This is a genomic window from Lichenicoccus sp. (assembly GCF_965276875.1).
GTDB lineage: Bacteria > Pseudomonadota > Alphaproteobacteria > Acetobacterales > Acetobacteraceae > Lichenicoccus.
Genome location: NZ_OZ255701.1, coordinates 4,014,285 through 4,032,615, shown reverse-complemented (window position 1 = coordinate 4,032,615; position 18,331 = coordinate 4,014,285). Strand labels below are relative to the sequence as shown.

General features: G+C 66.9%; 18 protein-coding genes. 16 read left to right on the top strand and 2 right to left on the bottom strand.

Annotation, left to right across the window (positions count from 1 at the left end; all coding sequences use genetic code 11):
- Window positions 1–51 precede the first annotated feature (51 nt).
- From ACQY4K_RS19510 to ACQY4K_RS19475, 8 genes are all read left to right on the top strand, one after another.
- Entirely contained in the window at window positions 52–1,062 is a 1,011-nt protein-coding gene (locus ACQY4K_RS19510) for an NAD(P)/FAD-dependent oxidoreductase (RefSeq protein WP_428391855.1), read from the top strand.
- Window positions 1,059–2,174, top strand: coding sequence for an alanine racemase (alr, locus tag ACQY4K_RS19505; RefSeq protein WP_428391854.1), 1,116 nt, complete (start codon window positions 1,059–1,061; stop codon window positions 2,172–2,174). Before ACQY4K_RS19510 ends, alr begins: the two co-directional genes overlap by 4 nt.
- Window positions 2,171–3,424, top strand: a complete 1,254-nt coding sequence (locus tag ACQY4K_RS19500; protein WP_428391853.1) for a D-amino acid dehydrogenase — start codon at window positions 2,171–2,173, stop codon at window positions 3,422–3,424. Before alr ends, ACQY4K_RS19500 begins: the two co-directional genes overlap by 4 nt.
- A gap of 141 nt (window positions 3,425–3,565) precedes the next feature.
- The gene (locus tag ACQY4K_RS19495) at window positions 3,566–4,051 is read left to right on the top strand and encodes a hypothetical protein (protein WP_428391852.1); all 486 of its coding nucleotides are present in this window, start codon (window positions 3,566–3,568) and stop codon (window positions 4,049–4,051) included.
- The gene (locus tag ACQY4K_RS19490) at window positions 4,045–4,518 is read left to right on the top strand and encodes a DUF2442 domain-containing protein (RefSeq protein ID WP_428391851.1); all 474 of its coding nucleotides are present in this window, start codon (window positions 4,045–4,047) and stop codon (window positions 4,516–4,518) included. The genes ACQY4K_RS19495 and ACQY4K_RS19490 overlap by 7 nt, the downstream gene beginning before the upstream one ends.
- 122 nt (window positions 4,519–4,640) lie before the next feature.
- On the top strand, window positions 4,641–5,420 hold the full coding sequence (locus ACQY4K_RS19485) for an SDR family oxidoreductase (RefSeq protein WP_428391850.1): 780 nt from the start codon (window positions 4,641–4,643) through the stop codon (window positions 5,418–5,420).
- 24 nt (window positions 5,421–5,444) lie between these two features.
- Window positions 5,445–5,972 (top strand): cupin domain-containing protein, encoded by a 528-nt coding sequence (locus tag ACQY4K_RS19480; protein ID WP_428391849.1) that lies wholly within the window; start codon window positions 5,445–5,447, stop codon window positions 5,970–5,972.
- 73 nt (window positions 5,973–6,045) lie between these two features.
- On the top strand, window positions 6,046–6,219 hold the full coding sequence (locus ACQY4K_RS19475) for a hypothetical protein (protein ID WP_428391848.1): 174 nt from the start codon (window positions 6,046–6,048) through the stop codon (window positions 6,217–6,219).
- A gap of 10 nt (window positions 6,220–6,229) precedes the next feature.
- On the opposite strand, the gene ACQY4K_RS19470 is transcribed toward ACQY4K_RS19475, so the two are convergent.
- Complete coding sequence (locus tag ACQY4K_RS19470) at window positions 6,230–6,616, bottom strand: DUF3224 domain-containing protein (protein ID WP_428391847.1); 387 nt, start codon at window positions 6,614–6,616, stop codon at window positions 6,230–6,232.
- A 337-nt stretch (window positions 6,617–6,953) separates the two neighbouring features.
- Here ACQY4K_RS19470 and ACQY4K_RS19465 point away from each other — a divergent pair, with 337 nt between their 5' ends.
- From ACQY4K_RS19465 to ACQY4K_RS19430, 8 genes are all read left to right on the top strand, one after another.
- Window positions 6,954–8,405 carry a sensor histidine kinase gene (locus ACQY4K_RS19465; protein ID WP_428391846.1) on the top strand — a complete coding sequence of 484 codons (1,452 nt, stop codon included), beginning with the start codon at window positions 6,954–6,956 and terminating at the stop codon, window positions 8,403–8,405.
- Window positions 8,390–9,745 (top strand): sigma-54-dependent transcriptional regulator, encoded by a 1,356-nt coding sequence (locus tag ACQY4K_RS19460; protein WP_428391845.1) that lies wholly within the window; start codon window positions 8,390–8,392, stop codon window positions 9,743–9,745. The genes ACQY4K_RS19465 and ACQY4K_RS19460 overlap by 16 nt, the downstream gene beginning before the upstream one ends.
- Window positions 9,746–9,851: 106 nt before the next feature.
- Window positions 9,852–10,574: a hypothetical protein gene (locus ACQY4K_RS19455; protein ID WP_428391844.1), complete on the top strand. Its 723-nt coding sequence runs from the start codon at window positions 9,852–9,854 to the stop codon at window positions 10,572–10,574.
- 303 nt (window positions 10,575–10,877) lie between these two features.
- Entirely contained in the window at window positions 10,878–11,621 is a 744-nt protein-coding gene (locus ACQY4K_RS19450) for a metallophosphoesterase family protein (RefSeq protein ID WP_428391843.1), read from the top strand.
- The gene (locus ACQY4K_RS19445; protein ID WP_428391842.1) at window positions 11,615–12,838 is read left to right on the top strand and encodes an MFS transporter; all 1,224 of its coding nucleotides are present in this window, start codon (window positions 11,615–11,617) and stop codon (window positions 12,836–12,838) included. The genes ACQY4K_RS19450 and ACQY4K_RS19445 overlap by 7 nt, the downstream gene beginning before the upstream one ends.
- Complete coding sequence (locus ACQY4K_RS19440) at window positions 12,835–14,103, top strand: arsenic transporter (RefSeq protein WP_428391841.1); 1,269 nt, start codon at window positions 12,835–12,837, stop codon at window positions 14,101–14,103. Before ACQY4K_RS19445 ends, ACQY4K_RS19440 begins: the two co-directional genes overlap by 4 nt.
- A gap of 23 nt (window positions 14,104–14,126) precedes the next feature.
- Window positions 14,127–14,582 carry a DMT family transporter gene (locus tag ACQY4K_RS19435; RefSeq protein ID WP_428391840.1) on the top strand — a complete coding sequence of 152 codons (456 nt, stop codon included), beginning with the start codon at window positions 14,127–14,129 and terminating at the stop codon, window positions 14,580–14,582.
- A gap of 132 nt (window positions 14,583–14,714) precedes the next feature.
- On the top strand, window positions 14,715–16,391 hold the full coding sequence (locus ACQY4K_RS19430) for a methyl-accepting chemotaxis protein (protein WP_428391839.1): 1,677 nt from the start codon (window positions 14,715–14,717) through the stop codon (window positions 16,389–16,391).
- Here ACQY4K_RS19430 and ACQY4K_RS19425 read toward each other — a convergent pair.
- Window positions 16,388–18,328: an AsmA family protein gene (locus tag ACQY4K_RS19425; protein WP_428391838.1), complete on the bottom strand. Its 1,941-nt coding sequence runs from the start codon at window positions 18,326–18,328 to the stop codon at window positions 16,388–16,390. The genes ACQY4K_RS19430 and ACQY4K_RS19425 overlap by 4 nt on opposite strands.
- Between the last annotated feature and the right edge of the window lie 3 nt (window positions 18,329–18,331).

Sequence of the window (18,331 nt, the reverse complement as noted above, 5' to 3'; positions counted from 1 at the left end):
CACAATGTAGGCCCCACATTGTCGGTCGATGAGGCGAAGGATTGCGGCACCATGATGCAGACCGATGTGGCGATCGTGGGCGCGGGTCCGGTAGGGCTGTTCGCGGCGTTCGAGTGCGGCATGCTCAAGCTGACCAGCGTGCTGATCGATAGCCTGCCGGAGACCGGCGGCCAGTGTGCGGCACTCTATCCGGAGAAGCCGATCTACGACATTCCGGCGCACCCCTCGATCGATGGCGCCGATCTGGTGGCGGCACTGGAGCGGCAGATTGCGCCGTTCGCGGTGCCGCGGCTGCTGGAGCGACGGGTCGAGCGGCTGGAGGGCACGCGCGGCGCCTTTAGCCTGTACACCGACCGCGGCGACGTGGTGCAGGCGCGCGCGGTGGTGATCGCCGCCGGTGCTGGCGCGTTCGGACCGAACCGGCCGCCGCTGGCCGGCATCGAGGCATTCGAGCAGACCGGCGCCGTGCAGTATTTCGTCCGACGCCGCGAGGCACTGCGCGGCGCGAGCGTGGTGATCGCCGGCGGCGGCGATAGTGCCGTGGACTGGGCGCTGGCTTTGGCCGGCATCGCCGAGCGGATCTATCTGGTGCACCGGCGCGAGAAATTCCGAGCCGCACCCGAGAGCCTGGCGCGTCTGGCCACCGCGCGCGAACGGGGATCGGTCGAGTTCGTCGTGCCGTATCAGTTGCGTGGCCTGCACGGGGAGGCAGGCGTGCTTGAAGCGGTCGAGGTGGCGACGCTGGAGGGCGAAAGCCGGCGGCTGAAAGCCGACACCCTGCTCGCGTTTTTTGGCCTGTCCACCGACCTCGGTCCGATCGCGCATTGGGGCCTGCACTCGGCGATGCACCATATCCAGGTGACACCAAGCACCTGCGAGACATCGTGCGCGGGGGTGTTCGCGATCGGCGACGTCGCGACCTATCCGGGAAAGCTCAAGCTGATCCTGCAAGGCTTCAGCGAGGCGGCGATGGCGGCACATGCGATTCACCCGATCGCACGACCCGAGACCGCGTTGCACTTCGAATATTCGACCAGCAAGGGCGTGCCGGCATTACAATGAAGGCTGGCATCGAGGCTGCCTCGGCCGGTGGTCTGCTGACCATTGATCTCGACGCGATTGCAGCGAACTGGCGCACGCTGCGCGACATGGCGTCGCCCGCGCTCTGCGCCGCGGTCATCAAGGCCAATGGCTACGGGCTTGGCGCCGACCTGGTGGCGCGCGCGCTGCACGACGCCGGCTGCCGGGACTTCTTCGTCGCCCACCTGCATGAGGGCGCGTCGCTGCCGCCGGAGGTGACGCGCGACAGCCGCATCTTCATCCTTAACGGTCCACCGCCAGGCACCTGTGAGGCGATGGCGGCGCGAGGCCTGATCCCGGTGCTGAACAGCCTTGACCAGATCGCGGAATGGCGCGCGATGGCAGCGCCGGCGGCGTTGCAGGTCGATACCGGCATGTCGCGCTTCGGTCTGTCGCCGGCGGAGTTCCGCGCGCTGCTCGCCGACCCAAACGGTCTCGCAGGCTTGGCGCCGGTGCTGCTGATGAGCCATTTGGCCTGCGCCGACACGCCCGAACATCCGCTTAACGTCTCCCAGCTTGCCTGCTTCGAGTCGTGCCGGGCGCTGCTGCCGGACCTGCCGGCAAGCCTCGCGGCCTCGTTCGGGATCATGCTGGGCCGTCCCTTCCACTACCAGATGATCCGGCCGGGTGCGGCGCTGTATGGCGTCAACCCGACCCCCGGCTGCTCCAACCCGATGCGGCCCGCGATCCGCCTGCAGGGACGCATCGTGCAGACCCGCTGGATCGCGCCGGGCGACAGCGTCGGCTACGGTGCCCGGTTCACCGCCACCGCGCCGACCCGTATCGCCACCGTCGCGGTCGGCTACGCCGACGGCTTCCTGCGCGCCGGCTCCGGGCGCGGTATCGCCACCCTGCCCTCCGGCGAAGCCCTGCCCATGGTCGGCCGCATCTCGATGGACTGCCTCGCTTTGGACGCAACCGGGCTCGGCGAGGCAGCACTCCCGGCCGGCACCGCGATCGACCTGATCGGTCCGCATATCAGCCTCGATGCGGCCGCGGCATCCGCCGGCACCATCGGCTACGAGCTGCTGACAGCACTCGGATCACGCTACGCACGCCACTATGTCGGTGGCCAGGCAGGACACTCGGCATGAAGGTGATCGTTCTTGGCGGCGGCGTGATTGGTGTCACGTCCGCCTGGTATCTGTCGCGCCTGGGTCACGAGGTCGAGCTGATCGACCGTCAGGCGCAATGCGGCATGGAGACCAGCTTCGCCAATGCCGGACAGGTCTCGCCCGGCTATTCGACCCCCTGGGCGGCGCCCGGACTGCCGCGCAAGGCGCTCGGCTGGATGCTCGGCAAGCACAGCCCGCTGGTGATACGCGCCCGACTCGATCCGGCGATGTGGCGCTGGATGATGCAGCTCGTCGCCAACTGCAACGAAGACGCCTACGCGCGCAACAAGAGCCGCATGCTGCGTCTGGCGGAATACAGCCGCGACTGCTTGGGCGACCTCCGCGTTGAGACCGCCATCACCTATGACGACCGCCAGCGCGGCCTGGTGCAATTGTTCCGCAAGCAATCCCAGCTCGACCATGCCGGCGAGGACATGCGCATCCTGGCCGAGAGCGGCATCAGCCACGAACTGCTCGACGTCGCCGGCGTCGTCGCCGCCGAACCGGCGTTGGGTCGCGTGGCACACTTGCTCAAGGGCGGCCTGCGTCTGCCGGGCGACGAATCCGGCGATGCGCATCTGTTCACCCAGCGTCTGGCGGCCCTCGCCCAGGCGAAGGGCGTACGCTTGCGCAACAGCGCCACCGTCTACGGCCTGCGCAGCGAGGACCGGCGAATCACCGGCGTCGATACCAGCTTCGGGCTCATCACCGGCGACGCCTACCTGGCAGCACTCGGCAGCTTCACGCCGCGGCTGCTGGCACCACTCGGCATCCGCCTGCCGGTCTATCCGGTGAAGGGCTATTCGCTGACCATCCCGCTCACCGATCCCGACCGCGCGCCCGTCTCCACGGTGAACGACGAAACCTACAAAGTCGCGATCACCCGCCTCGGCGAGCGCATACGCGTCGGCGGCACCGCCGAACTCACCGGCTACGACACCCGCCTGCGCGCAGAGCGCCGCGAGACGCTGGAGCTGAGCTTCGGCGAATTGTTTGGCGGCGGCGACCTGTCACGCGCCACCTTCTGGACCGGGCTGCGTCCCAACACCCCGGACGGCACCCCGGTGGTCGGCAATTCCGGCCGCTACAGCAATCTGTGGCTGAACACCGGCCACGGCACGCTCGGCTGGACCATGGCCTGCGGCTCCGGCCGCCTGATCGCCGACCTGATCGCCGGCAAGCGCCCGAATATCGAGTATGAGGATTTGTCGATCGCCCGCTACGCATAGGTCGGTTTACGACCCGTCATTCTTCACGGGTGTGCGCGAGATCGCGGCCAAACGCCCTGGCGTAGTTACCCTTAGCCTTCATTGGCCACGGCTTAATGGGAGAAGCATTGAGATAACCTATCCGATGGGTTATACTCCGGAATGGCCGGAACTCTCTTCTGGATAGACGCTGTCCAAGTGTTCATCGCAGCCGAGGACCACCCGCCGCCTCACGTCCATGCCTTCCACACCGGGGAGGGCTGGGTGGCGAGGTTTCGCTTCTCGTTCCTGTCCGACGTGAGTGGTCTATACAGGTTCCGTCGCCGAGGACGAAAGCCAACGGATGGCACGCTCAACCGGGTGGCAGAGGCGATCATGGAGAATCTTGCCGCTTGCCGGGAAAGTTGGTGGAACACACACGGGAGCAGACACGAGATCAACTTGGCTAACCGGCGTGTCGAGGTCAGACCTATTGAGGGCGGAGACAGGTTTCTGGCCAAGGTCGCCTTGAACCCCAGCAAGGCGGCGGCCCTCATCGTTTCGGCTGCCTACGACCCAGGCAACGGCAAGGTCGCATTGACCCTGGACGATGGCCGGGTGCTCGTGTTGACGGCCGGGCGGCATATTGAGGAGGCGAAGGAATGGTGAAAGACGACGAGAATTGGCTGTTGCCGCAGCGTAAGCCGATCACTCGGGACGTGCTTGATCGCGCGATTGGCGCCGAGGCGGAAGCCGCATCCCAGGAACACCAGGCACAAGACGCCTGGTTTGACGGCCAGCACGGCACGGTCATGCTGAAGCTTACGGACGGACGGGTCTTCGGAGCCGAACCAGGTTTCATCCCGTCACTGCGCGGTGCATCGCCAAACCAGCTCAGCGGATTGCGGGCGTCGGACGACGGGGTCTATCTGGTCATCGAGTCCCTGGACCTGCACGTCAATGTGGATGGCCTGGTGACGCGGATCATGGAAGCGTCACCATTGGCCATCAAACGATCCGGGGCACGTTTTGCCGGGCTCACCACATCTCCAGCCAAAGCGATTGCTTCCGCACGCAATGGAAGGCTAGGTGGCCGGCCAAGGTCCAAGCCCAAAACGACCGCTAAGCACGGTTAGACAGGGTTCAAGAGCATCACTGGCGGCGCGAGCGCATTCGAGGAGTTCGGTTAAAGCCCTCGCCGAACAGGAAAAACCAGCCTCGTTCTTCTACAGTGCGCGCAATCGCGGCCCGGCATGCCATGCAGAGACTGACCGGAAAGATTTGCGTCGTCACGGGAGCCGCTCGCGGCATTGGGCGCGCCATTGCCGCCCGCTTCCAGGAGGAGGGCGGCCAAGTCATCGCCACGGATCTGGATGAGGCCGCCGGAACCGCCACGGCGGCGGAGATCGGCGCACGATTTATCAGCCTCGATGTCGCGCGGGAAGCCGACTGGTTTGGGTTGGCCGAACGCGTGCCCGCAGCCGACGTCGTCGTCAACAACGCCGGCATCACCGGTCTCGAAGACGGTCGATCCGCCCATGACCCGGAACATGCGAGCCTGGAGGATTGGCGCGCGGTGCACCGGGTCAACCTCGACGGCACCTTCCTCGGCTGCCGCTATGCCATCGGCGCGATGAAGGCGCGGGGCACAGGATCGATCATCAACATCTCCTCGCGATCCGGCCTGGTCGGGATTCCGCGGGCGGCAGCCTATGCGTCCTCCAAGGCTGCGATCCGCAATCATACCAAGACCGTCGCTCTGTATTGTGCGCAGCTTGGCTGGGCGATCCGCTGCAACTCGATCCACCCTGCCGCGATCCTGACGCCGATCTGGGAGCCGATGTTGGGCGGCGGCCACGACCGGGAGACGCGCATGGCGGCACTGGTGGCTGACACGCCACTCAGGCGCTTCGGGATGCCGGAGGAGGTCGCGGCCGTGGCGGCCTTGCTGGCTTCGGACGAGGCTGGCTACCTCACAGGGACCGAAATCAACATCGACGGCGGCTTGCTGGCTGGATCGGCAGCCATCCCAGGCTGAGTCCGCGTTACATGGAGGCAACGAATGGAACGACCGGGGTTCATCCGTAACTGGTCAGAGCTGGAGGCCGGGAATGCCGCACACTACCGGAATGATCCCGAACTCATGTCGATTGGCACACCACTCGGCAAACTGCTGGGTTTGACGCGTCTGGGCATTCACCACGAGCGCATCCCTCCGGGCCGAAGAACGTCCTATCCGCATGCCGAAAGCGCGGAGGAAGAGTTCGTGTTTGTCGTGGACGGCGAGCCGGACGCCTGGATCGACGGGTACCTGCACCGTTTGCGACCAGGGGATGCGGTCGCCTTTCCAGCCGGGACAGGCATCTGCCACACGTTTCTCAATAACACCGCCGAAGACGTGCGGCTGGTTGTCGTCGGAGAGACCAGCAAGCCCGGAAACCAGGTTCGCTATCCTCGTAACGAGGATTTTGAGGCGACACTCCCGGAACGTTGGACGGACTGGCCCAAGCGTCCGCTCGGTCCGCACGATGGAGGTCCTTACGTCTCATCCGTCGAATCCGCGGAGCCCGACGTCGACAAAGCCGTTTGATCGGTTGCCAGGATCGCGCACTGGACCGACAACCATCGCTCTCCGCGTGCGACGACGTTCTCCCGGAGCACGCGTGGCATTCGAGAGCTCGCCTGATCCGGTGTTCGACGGAGGCAGCGCTCGGCGGATCGATCAGGGCGTGCTGCAGGTAATCGGAGCGTTGCCAGTAGGCGAGCAGATCGTCCCGGTCTGCCCGCGCGACCGCGCGCAAGAGCAGGCGACGAGTTTCGAGCCGAAACTGGGATGATAAGCCCAACTCAGGGCGCGTTTGGGAGGCTGTAATGCAGCACGTAGGCATGGTTATCGGCTGCGTCGATCGACATCTGCCCGGTAATGCCCGCGAGCCCGGCGGTCCCGGAACCCGGAATGACAACGACCCTGAGCTCAGGTTTGCCGTGATCCATGATCCCCCAATGCTGAAGCATGAAGCTCCCGGATTTCCCATCCAATGTTCCCACAACGTGTTCGATCAGCACGTAACCCGCGGACCCCGGTGTCGGCGTCCGCGCCGCCAGCATCTCACCGGTGCCGGTGCCTTGCAGATCGCCGCGAAAGGTCTTGGAGACCGAGAACCGGCCGATTCCGTCGCCTGAGGTAGTCTCCGGCTTGATCTGAACATCGAAATGGCCTGTTGCCTCGCTCATGACATGACGTCCCTGTTCGATGCTGAGCGACGCTGGCTCCCGAGCACCGAGTAGCCCAGTCGGCACGATCAAAAGGACGGACGTGAAGGCCAGGACGCGCATCATTCCCGGTAGACTGGCCTACAGCTGAGGGCCCCACAACGGGAACGATCCACGCTTTCGGCCCTACTTCAGCGAAATTTCCTCGTAGCAAGTAATCAAGGTTCCGTATGCCCAGCCGCCGATTTACGTCCAGGGTAGTAAAAGATTGTCCTAAGCAGCTCAAAAAGCACCTGATTCCCCGACATCTGTCGCGCGGTATGAGGACCTGTCGATGACGCGCTATGACTGAGCGCGCATGCGATCTCTCCGCTCACGGCTCTGGGTTCTCTGGTCGCTGACCGCGGCCGCCTCCGTCGCGGTGGGTCTGCTTCTGGTTCAGCTCTATCAGAGCTCCAACACCGCGCAGCTCCAGCGCGGGCAAGCGGTGGTGGCGCGGGCCTGCGACATCATCGCGGACCGTTACCGCTTTTATGTGAAGGGCTGGGACGGTGCCGGCGCGGACCTGGCCGGGGGGACGTTCGGACGCGCGCTGATGCCGGTGCTGGCATTCGGTCTGATTGGGCAGAACGGCGTTGTGGGCGGCATCTGGTCGGCGACAGTGGGACCGCTTGCCGGAACTGAACGGCTGTCGGCGACCGAGCTTGCGGTTCTGCACGCCGCCAACCAAGAGGCCGCGGAGAGCGAACAGCCGGTCATGCAGCGCCGAGCTGTGCCGACGGCAACGCTGCTGCTCGCCGCCTGCCCGCTGCCGGGTCCGATCAGCGGCCTGACCGCCTGGACGACGCTGCGGGTGCAAGGCGGCCAAGGCTTCGATCGGCTGCGTGCCGGCATTGCCGTGCTGCTTGTGTTGGTCGTCGGCATCGCCGTCTGGGTGGCGTGGCTGACGGCGTCCTGGGCGCGTCATGTGCGCACCATCGAGACGCTGCTGGCGTCGCACGGCATCGAGGAGCTGCCGCGACTGCCGCGCACCGGCGAGCGCGAGCTCGACCGGATTGTGGCCGCGCTGAACGACGCCGGGGCGCGCCTGTCGCAGGCACGTTCGCGCTCGGCGGAGCTCGCGGTCCAGGTCGCCGCCTCCGAGCGCCTGGCGGCACTCGGCCGGGTCGCCGCCGGCATCGCCCACGAGATACGCAATCCGATCGCGGCCATGCGCCTGCGCGCGGAAAATGCGCTGGCCGGGGATGCGAGCCGGCATCAGCCCGCCTTGCAGGCCAGCCTCGAACAAATCGGCCGCGTCGACCGGCTGGTGAGCGAACTGCTCGGGATGACGCGGCAAAGAACGCCTTGTTTGCAGCCGATCGATCTGCCGCGGTTTCTTGAGCAACGGATCGCGCAGCTGCAACCTCGTGCCGAAGCGGCGGGGGTTCGCATCGAAATCGAGGCGTCGGACGACGCAGCCTGTTTCGATCCCGAGCTGATCGGCCGGGCTGTGGATAATCTGCTGGCGAACGCGCTCAGCCACACGCCAGCGGGTGGCCATGTCCGGCTGCGCGCGGAGATGATTGCGGCAGGGTTGCGGATCACCGTCGCCGATACCGGCCCTGGCGTCGATCCCGCGCTGCGGCAGCGGTTGTTCGAGCCGTTCGTCACCGGGCGCGCGGACGGCACCGGACTCGGGCTCGCGGTCGCACGCGAAATGGCCGAGGCGCATGGCGGCAGCCTGACGTTGTCGGAGGCCATCAGCGCCGAGCAAGGCGCCAGCTTCGTGCTGGACTTGCCGCAAGGTGCGCCATGCCGACCATCCTGATCGTCGACGACGATGCGGCACTGCGCGAGAGCATGGCCGAGACCCTGGGCGATCTCGGTCATCGCGCGATCGAGGCAGCGGGCGGCTCGGCGGCGCTGGACCTGCTCGCGGCGCACGCCATCGACGCCGTGCTGCTCGACCTGCGCATGCCCGGCATGGACGGGCTGGACGTGCTGGCGCGCATCCGGGCGCGTAGCCGGCCGCCAGCGGTCGCGGTGCTGACCGCGGTCGCTACCGCCGCCAACACCATCGAGGCGATGCGCCTCGGCGCCTTCGATCACCTCACCAAGCCGGTGGGCCGCGCCGATCTCGCGGACCTGCTCGCGCGCATGCTGCCGGCGGCACCGGCGATGGCGGCGGCGTCGCTGCCGCTCGACTCCGACGAACTGGTCGGCGTGTCGGCCGGCATGCGCGAGGTGCAGAAGACCATCGGGCTGCTCACCGACAGCGACACGACAGTGCTGATCGTCGGCGAGACCGGCACCGGCAAGGAGGTGGTGGCGCGCGCCCTGCACCGGCACGGACGGCGCGGCACGAAGCCCTTCGTCGCGGTGAACTGCGCCGCGATCCCGGCCGATCTGCTGGAAAGCCAGTTGTTCGGCCATGTGCGCGGCGCCTTTACCGGGGCGGTGACGGACCGCGCCGGCTCGTTCCGCGACGCCGAGGGCGGCACGCTGTTCCTCGACGAGATCGGCGACATGGACCCGGCGATGCAGGCCAAGCTGCTGCGGGTGTTGCAGGAGCGGGTCGTCGTGCCGGTGGGCGGCAAGCCAGTGCGGGTGAATGTCCGTATCGTCGCCGCGACGCATCGCGATCTCGCGGAGGCGGTGCGAGGGGGACGGTTCCGCGAAGATCTGTTCTACCGGCTGCGCGTGGTGCCGATCGCCTTGCCGCCGCTGCGCGAGCGCCTGGCCGACATCGTGCCGCTGGCGGAGCATTTCCTGGCGCGCGCGGCGGGGCCCGAGGTGCCACGGCTTTCGGCGGCGGCCGCGTCGGTGCTGCTCGCGCATGCCTGGCCCGGCAACGTGCGCGAACTGCAGAACGCCATGCAACGCGCAACCGCCCTCGCCCGGCGCCCGGTGATCGACGCCGCCGATCTCGGCTTCCTCGGCCTGCCGCCGCCCGGCGAGACGGACTGGCTGGCCGGCGACCTGGAGACAGCTGTCCGCCGCCTGGAGACGGCGATGATCCAGCAGGCGCTTGCGGCAGCCGGCGGCAACCGTGCCGAGGCGGCGCGACGACTCGGCATCCACCGGCAACTGCTGCACGCAAAGCTGCATCGCTACGGGCTTGGTGCGTCGCAAAGCCGGACGGACGGCGTCCGCGAAGCGGACGACTGAGCCTCCCTCGTCGCAATTGGATCTGTTTGCAATCAAGCGCTTAGCAAGTGGCATGGCGCTTGCGGTGAGAGGGCATGGGCGCATGCCCGTTCACCAGGAGGCTTTCATGACACCACGCCTAAAACGGACCCTGTTTCTCGTGCCGATCCTCGCAGCCGGCGCCGGCGCCACCGCCGCTCTCGCGCAACAGCTCGGCGGCACCTACGACATCGCGCAAATGCCGGCGCTGCACGGCAAGGTCGCGCAGTACGATCTCACGCCGCGCGGCGACGTGGACGGATTGATCCTCCAGGACGGCACCGAGGTGCATTTTCCGCCGCACCTTGGAACCCAAATGGTGGCCGCGGTGCGCCCGGGCGAGGCGGTGACGATCCACGGGCTGAAGGCCAGGGTGCTGCCGCTCGTGCAGGCCATGTCGGTGACCGGAGACGCGAGCGGCAAGACCGTGGTCGATAACGGACCGCCGGGACCGGGCCACCGGCCGCCGCCGCCGCACGGACCGCATCCGGGACCAGGTGGGAGACCGCATGGCTGGGGCCAGGCGATGCAGGCGCAGGGCACGATCAAGATGCAGCTGCACGGCCCGCGCGGAGAGCTCAATGGCGCCCTGCTCGCGGATGGCACGATGGTGCATTTTCCGCCACCCGAGGCGTCCCGCCTGGCCGCATCGTTGCAGCCGGGTAAGGTAATTGCCGTGCGCGGCCACGGTGTCGACAACACTCTGGGCCACTCCATCGCAGCCGACGCGGTCGGGCCGTCCCTAGACAACCTGGCGCCTTTCGGGCGGGAACTTGCCGATGGCGGTCACGTTCCGGGCCCGCCACGTTAAGCGACCCCGACGCGTGCCAGAACCCCCAACACGTGCCAGAGCCGAGGTGTAGCGTGCTGAGCTGGATACATCTCGGTGATCTCCATATCACCCCGGCAGGGGCGCGGAACCATCAGGATCTGCGCCGCCTGGTTGGCCTGATGAACCGGCTGCCGAGCGGGAGTCTCGACTCTGCCGTGCTGCCCGGCGACAATGCCGACGACGGCACGGTCGAGCCGTTTCGCCTGATATGCCCGTTTCCACACTTCACTTGGGGCCGCGAAACTCCCCTACGCGATCACCGTCAAGGGGCATCGGTGCCTGGTGGTATCGGCCGGCACCGGAGGTCCCGATTTCCGGCTGGATCAAGGCCAGCTCGCGTGGATGGTGCGCGAGATCGAGGCGGCCGAAAGCGGAGCCGGCACGGTCATCTTCATGCACACCTATCCCGCCGACCTGAGGGAGGGCGGCCGCGCGCTTGGCGCGTTGCTTGAACGATCAAATGTGCTGTGCGTCGATATGGGCCATACCCATTACAATGAACTGGCCAATGACGGCGGCACCATCTTCATGGCGACACGCTCGATCGGCCAGGTCGAGGAAGGAGCGCCGGGCTTTTCCATTGCCGCGATTGACGAAGGCTGCGTCAGTTGGCGCTTCAAGACCATCGAACACGCGTTTCCCGCCGTCCTCATCACGCAGCCCGCGGACCGGCGTCTTGCCACCGGGGCCACCCCCGGGCTCCGCGACCCGCTCCTGGTCCGCGCGAAAATCGTCGGCGACCTGCCGATCGAGGCCGTGGAGCTATGCGCGGGTCCGTGGAATGCCATGAGCGCCGTGCCTGGCGACGCCACGCTCTGGCAGGCACGGTGCGAAACGACAGACGGAGCGCTGCGTGTGCGGGCGCGCGATGCGGGCGGACGTGTCGACGAGGACCGGATCGAACCTGGTCGCGCAGCACCGGCTTTGCACGCGGCGGACGGCAGCGACCGGCACCGGATCGGCGCCTGGCCGGAGGCGATCCTCGGCACCCAGCTCGGGCCGAACCGCAACGGCCGCGCATGGTGAGCAGCCCGGGGCCTGGATCGCGTCGAAGCCTGCGCGGCCTCTATGCACTGAACTTCCTGATGGCGGACGTCCAGGGTGGGCTCGGGCCCTACCTGACGGTGTTCCTGGCGGAGCAGCGATGGCAGCCGGGCGATATTGGGGTGGCGATGGCGGTGAGTTCGGTCTCGGCGGCCATCTGCCAGATCCCGGCCGGGCTGCTGGTGGACGCGGCGCGCGCGAAGCGGTTCATCGCCGCCGCCACCGGTCTGTTGATCGCGGCCGCCTGCCTGGTGATCGCCTGGCGTCCGAGCTTCTTCCCGGTTGTCGGCGCGCAGCTTGCGATCGGCGCCGCGGCGGCGCTGGTGGGCCCGACACTTGCGGCGCTGGCCCTCGGACTGGCCGGGCGGCAGCGATTCGATGCGACAATCAGCCGCACGCAGTCGTTCAATCACGGTGGCAATTTCGTCGCCGCGTCGCTGGCCGGCACGCTCGGGCATTTCGTCGGCGTTCTGTGGATTTTCTATCTGATCTGCGGGTTCGCCGTCGCGAGTGCCGCATCCACCCTGCTGATCAGGCCCGCGGAAATCGACCATACGGTCGCGCGCGGTGGCGATGTGCCGCGCAGGGACGGCGGCAGCGCACGGCCCGTGGCGATCCGCGACGTGCTGAAACGCCGCGACCTGCTCATCTTTCTCGGCTCGGTGGCCTTGTTCCATTTCGGCAACGCGGCGATGCTGCCGATGGCGGGCCAGGTGCTGGCGCGCGCGCATCCCCATGCCGCGACCCTCGCATTGTCGGCCTGCATCGTGGTGGCGCAACTGGTGATGGTCGGCGTCGCCTGGGCGGTGGGGCGGGCGACGACGCGGGGGTTCGGGCGCAAGCCGATCTTCCTGGTCGCCTACGCGCTGCTGCCGGTGCGCGGCCTTCTGTTCTCGTTCACCACCGATCCCTACGGCGTCATCGGCATCGAGGTGCTCGACGGCGTCGCCGCCGGCATCTTCGGTGTCGCTTCGGTGATGATTGCGTCCGACCTGATGCGTGGCACCGGGCGCTTCAACCTGGCGCAGGGCCTGATGGCGCTGTGCATCGGCATCGGCGCCGGGCTGAGCAACGTCACCGGCGAGTTTGCCGTGCAATGGTTCGGCTATTCGGCCGGCTTTCTCCTGCTGGGCGGCATCGCCACGTGCGCTCTGGCCTTCTTCGCGGTGCTGATGCCAGAGACGCGTGAGGCCGCGTGAGCGGCGCCCTGTTGGCCTCTCCCTGGACAGTGTGGGCCATCGCTGCCCTCGCCGTGGCCGGGGTCATTGTGCGGCCGTTCGGCTGGCCGGAGTTCATCTGGGCGGTGTCGGGGGCCGCACTTCTGGTCGTCCTCGGCGTGCTGCCAGTAGCCGATGCGTGGCACGGCGTCGCCGCGGGCACCGACGTCTATCTATTCCTGACCGGCATGATGCTGCTGTCGGAACTTGCACGCGAGCAGGGCCTGTTCGACTGGCTCGCGGCAGGGGCCGCACGGCTCGCCAAGGGATCGGCGCGACGCCTGTTCGCGCTGATCTTCGGCGTCGGCACGATCGTAACGATTTTCCTTTCCAACGATGCCACCGCGGTGGTGCTGACGCCTGCCGTCGCCGCGGTGGTCGAGGCGGCGGAGTCGCCGAACCCGCTGCCTTATCTGTTCATCTGCGCATTCATCGCCAACGCGGCGAGCTTCGTGCTGCCCATCTCGAACCCGGCCAACCTGGTCATCTATGGCAGCCACATGCCACCGCTGCTGCAGTGGCTACGCCAGTTCGCGCTACCCGCATCGCTCTGTATCCTCGCCACCTACGTCGCGCTGCGGCTGACGCAACGTACGGCGCTGCGGCAGGAAATTTCCCGCGACGTCGCACGCGTCGAGCTGACCCCGGGCGGCCGGATGGCGGGATACGGCATCATTGCCACGGCGCTCGTCCTGCTCACCTCGTCGGCGCTCGACCTTCGGCTCGGCCTGCCGACCTTCCTCGCCGGGTGTGCCACGGCTGTGCTCACGCTGTGGCGGGCGCGCGCCACACCCTGGGTGGTGCTGAAGAATATCTCCTGGGGTGTATTGCCGCTGGTGGCCGGGCTGTTCGTGCTGGTCACCGCGTTGCAACGGACGGGCACGACCCACGACCTGGCCAGTCTGCTCGGCCGGCTCATGCAGCATTCAACGACGCTCGCCGCATGGGCCTCCGGCATCGTGCTCGCGGTCGCCTGTAATCTGGTCAACAACCTTCCGGCGGGGCTGGTCGCGGGCCGCGTGATCGAAGTCGCCCAGGTGCCGGAGTCGGTACGCAGCGCGGTGCTGATCGGCGTGGATATCGGGCCGAACCTGTCGATCACCGGGTCGCTCGCCACCATCCTCTGGCTCACGGCGCTCAGGCGCGAGGGACAGCGGGTCAGCGCCTGGGCCTTCCTCAAGCTCGGCGTGCTGGTGATGCCGCCGGCGCTGCTGCTCGCAATCGGGGCGGCAATCATGTTTGGCTGACTCCAACGGCGAAAGACAACCCGATGCAGACGCTCAGTGCCGCGTGGCTCTACCCCATCATCCTGATCGCCGGCGCGTTGCAGGCCTGGGGACCGCCGATGAACGGCGCCTTGCGCGAATCGCTGAATAATCCCTGGCTGGCCAGCGTCGTCTCGTTCCTGCCGATCGTGGCCCTTCTGCTCATTCTCTTTCTCTGCCTGCCGCAGCCGCTGCCGACCGCCGCGGGCCTGAACCACATGCCCTGGTGGGCACCGCTCGGCGGACTGGCCGGCTCGCTCGCGGTCATCACCGGGTTGCTGTTCGTCGACAAGGTCGGCGCCGGTGCTTTCGCGGGACTGACCATTACCGCCAATATCCTGATGTCGCTGGCGGTGGATCAGTTCGGGCTGTTCGGCATGCCGGTGCACCAACTCAATGTCTGGCGCACGATCGGGGGCGCCCTGATGGTCGGGGGCATCACGCTGATCGCGACCTTCTGAGCAGCGGCCGACCAGCATCGCGAAACGAGGCGGCGCCCGCCAACGGACTGTTAACGGTTGGGCGGTAGCATCCGCGGATCGGCAAGCGGTGCTCTCCACGCGACGCCGGAGAACGGTTCTCAGGATGTCATCATGACCAGCATGCTCAATCGCCTTACGATCGGGACAAAAATAACGGCTGCGTTCGGGCTCGTGCTGCTGCTGGTGGTGGGCCTTGGTCTGACGACGATGAACCGTCTCTCCGTCATCAATGAGCGGTCGTCGGCGATCCGCGATAGCTGGCTTCCGAAAACCGGCCTGCAAAGCCGGCTGCTCAGCGCACTGCAGAACACCCGCCTGCAAGAGGCGCGTTACGCCCATGCCCTGATGGACAACGAGCGGCAGGCGATCGGCGCAGCGCTCACCAAAGGGCAGAATACCGTGGACCGGCTTCGTGCCGCCTACGCTCCGTTGATCGAACGCGGCAGCGAGGACGAGCGCTTGATGCAGGCCTTCGATCGCGCCTGGGCCGAGCACAAGCGGGTCGTGCATCAGGATATCGCGAACTTCAACCCCGAGCGGCTGTTCGAGAAGCAGGAAGAGCAGAGCTTCAACGACGCGTACCTCGCCTCCAGCGCCGACCTGGACTTCAACCTTCGGCAAGGTCGGCTGGCATCGAACGCCGAAGCCAAGACGTACAAATCGACACGGCACCTGGTCATCGGCGTGGTGATCGCGGCGATGATCGTATGTCTCGTGCTCGCCTACGTCGTCATCGCCAACGTCTCCTGGCCGATCCGCCACATGACCAGTATCATGAAACGACTTGCCGCGCGTGATCTGCGTGTCGAAATCGATGGCGTGGAGCGGCGCGACGAAATCGGCGGGATGGCGGCGGCGGTGCAGATCTTTCGAGACAGCATGATCGAGAATGACCGCCTTGCGGCCGAGCAGCAGTCGGAGCAATGCGCCAAGGAGAAGCGCGCCACGCGCATCGACGAGATCCTGCAGGGCTTCGAGGGCGATGTCGGCCAGCTGGTCGGCATCCTGGCTTCGGCCTCCAGCGAACTGGAAGGAACGGCGCGCAGCATGAGCGGTGCGGCGGAGCAGACAAACAGCCAGGCCGGCGAGGTCGCCTCGGCCGCGGTCGTCATGAGTACTGGCGTGCAGAACGTCGCCGCGGCGGCGGAGCAGCTCTCCTCCTCGATCAAGGAGATTTCCCGACAGATCGGGCAATCCGCCGCGGTGACCGGGCAAGCCGTCGAGGACACCAGGCGGACGGATGCGATCGTGCAGGCGCTGGCCACGGGCGCGGAAAAGATCGGCAGGGTCGTCGGCCTGATTACCGATATCGCAAGCCAGACCAACCTGCTGGCGCTGAATGCCACGATCGAGGCGGCCCGCGCCGGCGATGCCGGCAAAGGCTTTGCGGTGGTCGCCTCGGAGGTGAAGAATTTGGCGGCACAGACCGCAAAGGCGACCGAGGAGATCGGCGCGCAGATCGAGCAGATACAGGGAGCAACCCGCGAGGCGGTCGCCTCGATCAATGGGATCTCCGGCGTCATCGACGAGCTCGGCCGGATCGCGACGACGATTGCGGCAGCGGTCGAGGAGCAGGGCGCGGTCACCGGAGAAATTGCGCGCACGGCGCAGGAGACCGCGCGGGCGAGCGAACAGGTCACCCGAAGAATGGGCACCGTGAGTGGTGCTGCGAACGACACGGGAGCGGCAGCGACCCAGGTGCTCGGCTCGGCGTCCACCCTGCTGAAGCGAACCGAGGACCTGTCCGGTCAGGTAGTCGTGTTCATGCGCAACGTGCGTTCGGTTTAGCGGTGATGCGGGTGGTGCGCGTGGGCGTGTGACCTGGATTGCGGCTTTGGCGGCGGCGCCGCCGGCCCTTGCTTCGCTTCCTGCAACGCGTCGGTGCAGGCGCCCTTGCCGACCCCGAACTGCACCGTCGGCAGGATTGCCAGCGGCGCCAGCAGCACGCCGAGACCGACCGCGGCCCCCGCGCGCGCGACCACCTCGGCGCCGGGGCGGATAGTCGGGCTTGCGAACTTGCCGGTGACGTCGATCGGGCCGGGCAGCGAGCCGACGCTGAACTGTGTCGAGCGCGTGGTCAGCGCGTAATGCAGTGTCTGGTTTTGCAGGTCGATGGTGCCGGTGCCGATCGAACGCGCCTCGCTCGTCTGCAGCAGGAACGTCTTCATCGACAGGATACCGTCCTTGAGCGGCATATCGGCGACGAAGCAGCGCAGGTCGGCGCGTTGCGGCAAGCCGAGGGCCGAGAGAATGGCGTTGCCGAACTCCAGGCCGGCGATGTCGTCGAGCAACGCACTGATGTCGCCGTTGCCGGAAATGATCAGCGTAACACCGCCATTGCCATGCCCGAGCATGCTCGCCACGGAGTCGCCGGTGGTGGTGAGATCCGCCTGCCCGCCGATCACGCCCTGGCCCTTGAAGGCATGCGTCGCCTGCATGATCCGCGACAGGTTGACGTGACGGAAAACCACATGCGCGTCGGTGTGCAGTTCGTTGCCCTTTGGATCGAGCGCGAAATGCGAGGCGATGGTCCCCGATCCGACGGCGAAATTCAGCGGCTTGACGGTGATGCGGCCGTCCTTGATGTCAAGGCCGACGACGATGTTGTCCAGCGGCACATAGCGGCCTTCGATGTGGTCGCCCTTGTAGGTGAGGTGGACGTTGGCCATGCGCAGCTTGGGGATGCTGAACTTCTGGTTGGGGAGGATGTCACCTTTCGGTTTGTCGGACGGCGAGGACTTCTTAACGTCGCCCGGCTTGCCGCCGATGAAGCCGGCGAGATCGTTCAGATCGACATTGCGCGAATGCAGCGCCGCGTCGATGTCCGGCACCTGGCCCGGTTCGACGGCGATACGACCGCCGAGGTCGCTGTTGCCGACGGTCCCTTCGAAATGGTCGAAGACGATCCGGGTCTTCTGGTAGTCGAGATTGCCGGTGACCTTGAACGGCGGCGTGTGCGGGATCGGCACCCCGGTCAGGGGCAGCAGCAGCGCCATGTCCGGGCCCTTGAAGACAAGTTTTAGATGGGCGCCCCCGAAGGTAAGCGGCTGCTCGACATCGCCGGTCAGCGCGACCGTGGTCGGGCCATTGGCGACGTGCAGGTCGACCGGATAGGGTTTCACGCGATCGCGCAACTGCAGCAGCGCGCCGCCGACGAAATGACCGGTGATCGGCTGGTGCGCGTAGGTGCCGCTTGCGGTCACGACAAGACGGCCGCCGTCGGGCTGCTTCTCGCCCGTGGTGTGCACCGCCAGATGCATGTCGGTCTTGAACTTCGGATCAAGCACATGCACGTGCCCGTCCTCGATACGCAACACACCCAGACGCGGCGGCTTCGACGCCTTGCCGGAGCTGGACTTCTGGCTGGTCGCGAGCGTCCAGTTGTTGGCGCCGTCCGGCTTGGCGATGGCATCGATCACCGGATGGTCGAGCTCGATGAAGGGCAGTGCCAGCACGCCGTGGCGGAGATAGTCGAACACGCCGACATGCAGCCGGAGATGGTCCATGACCACCAGCGGCGCGTCTGCGGGGAAACCCGGCGGGCTGTCGACCCGCACCCCGTCGGCAACGATGATGGTGGTGGCGCCGAGATCCACGTGCAGATGCTGAATCGTCACCTTGCGGCCGAGGGCCGCAGACGCCTCGCGGTCGACGAGCGGAATGAACCAGTCCCATTGCCAGAAGATGATCAGGGCGGCGATCGCCACCACGAAAACGCCGAGCACGGT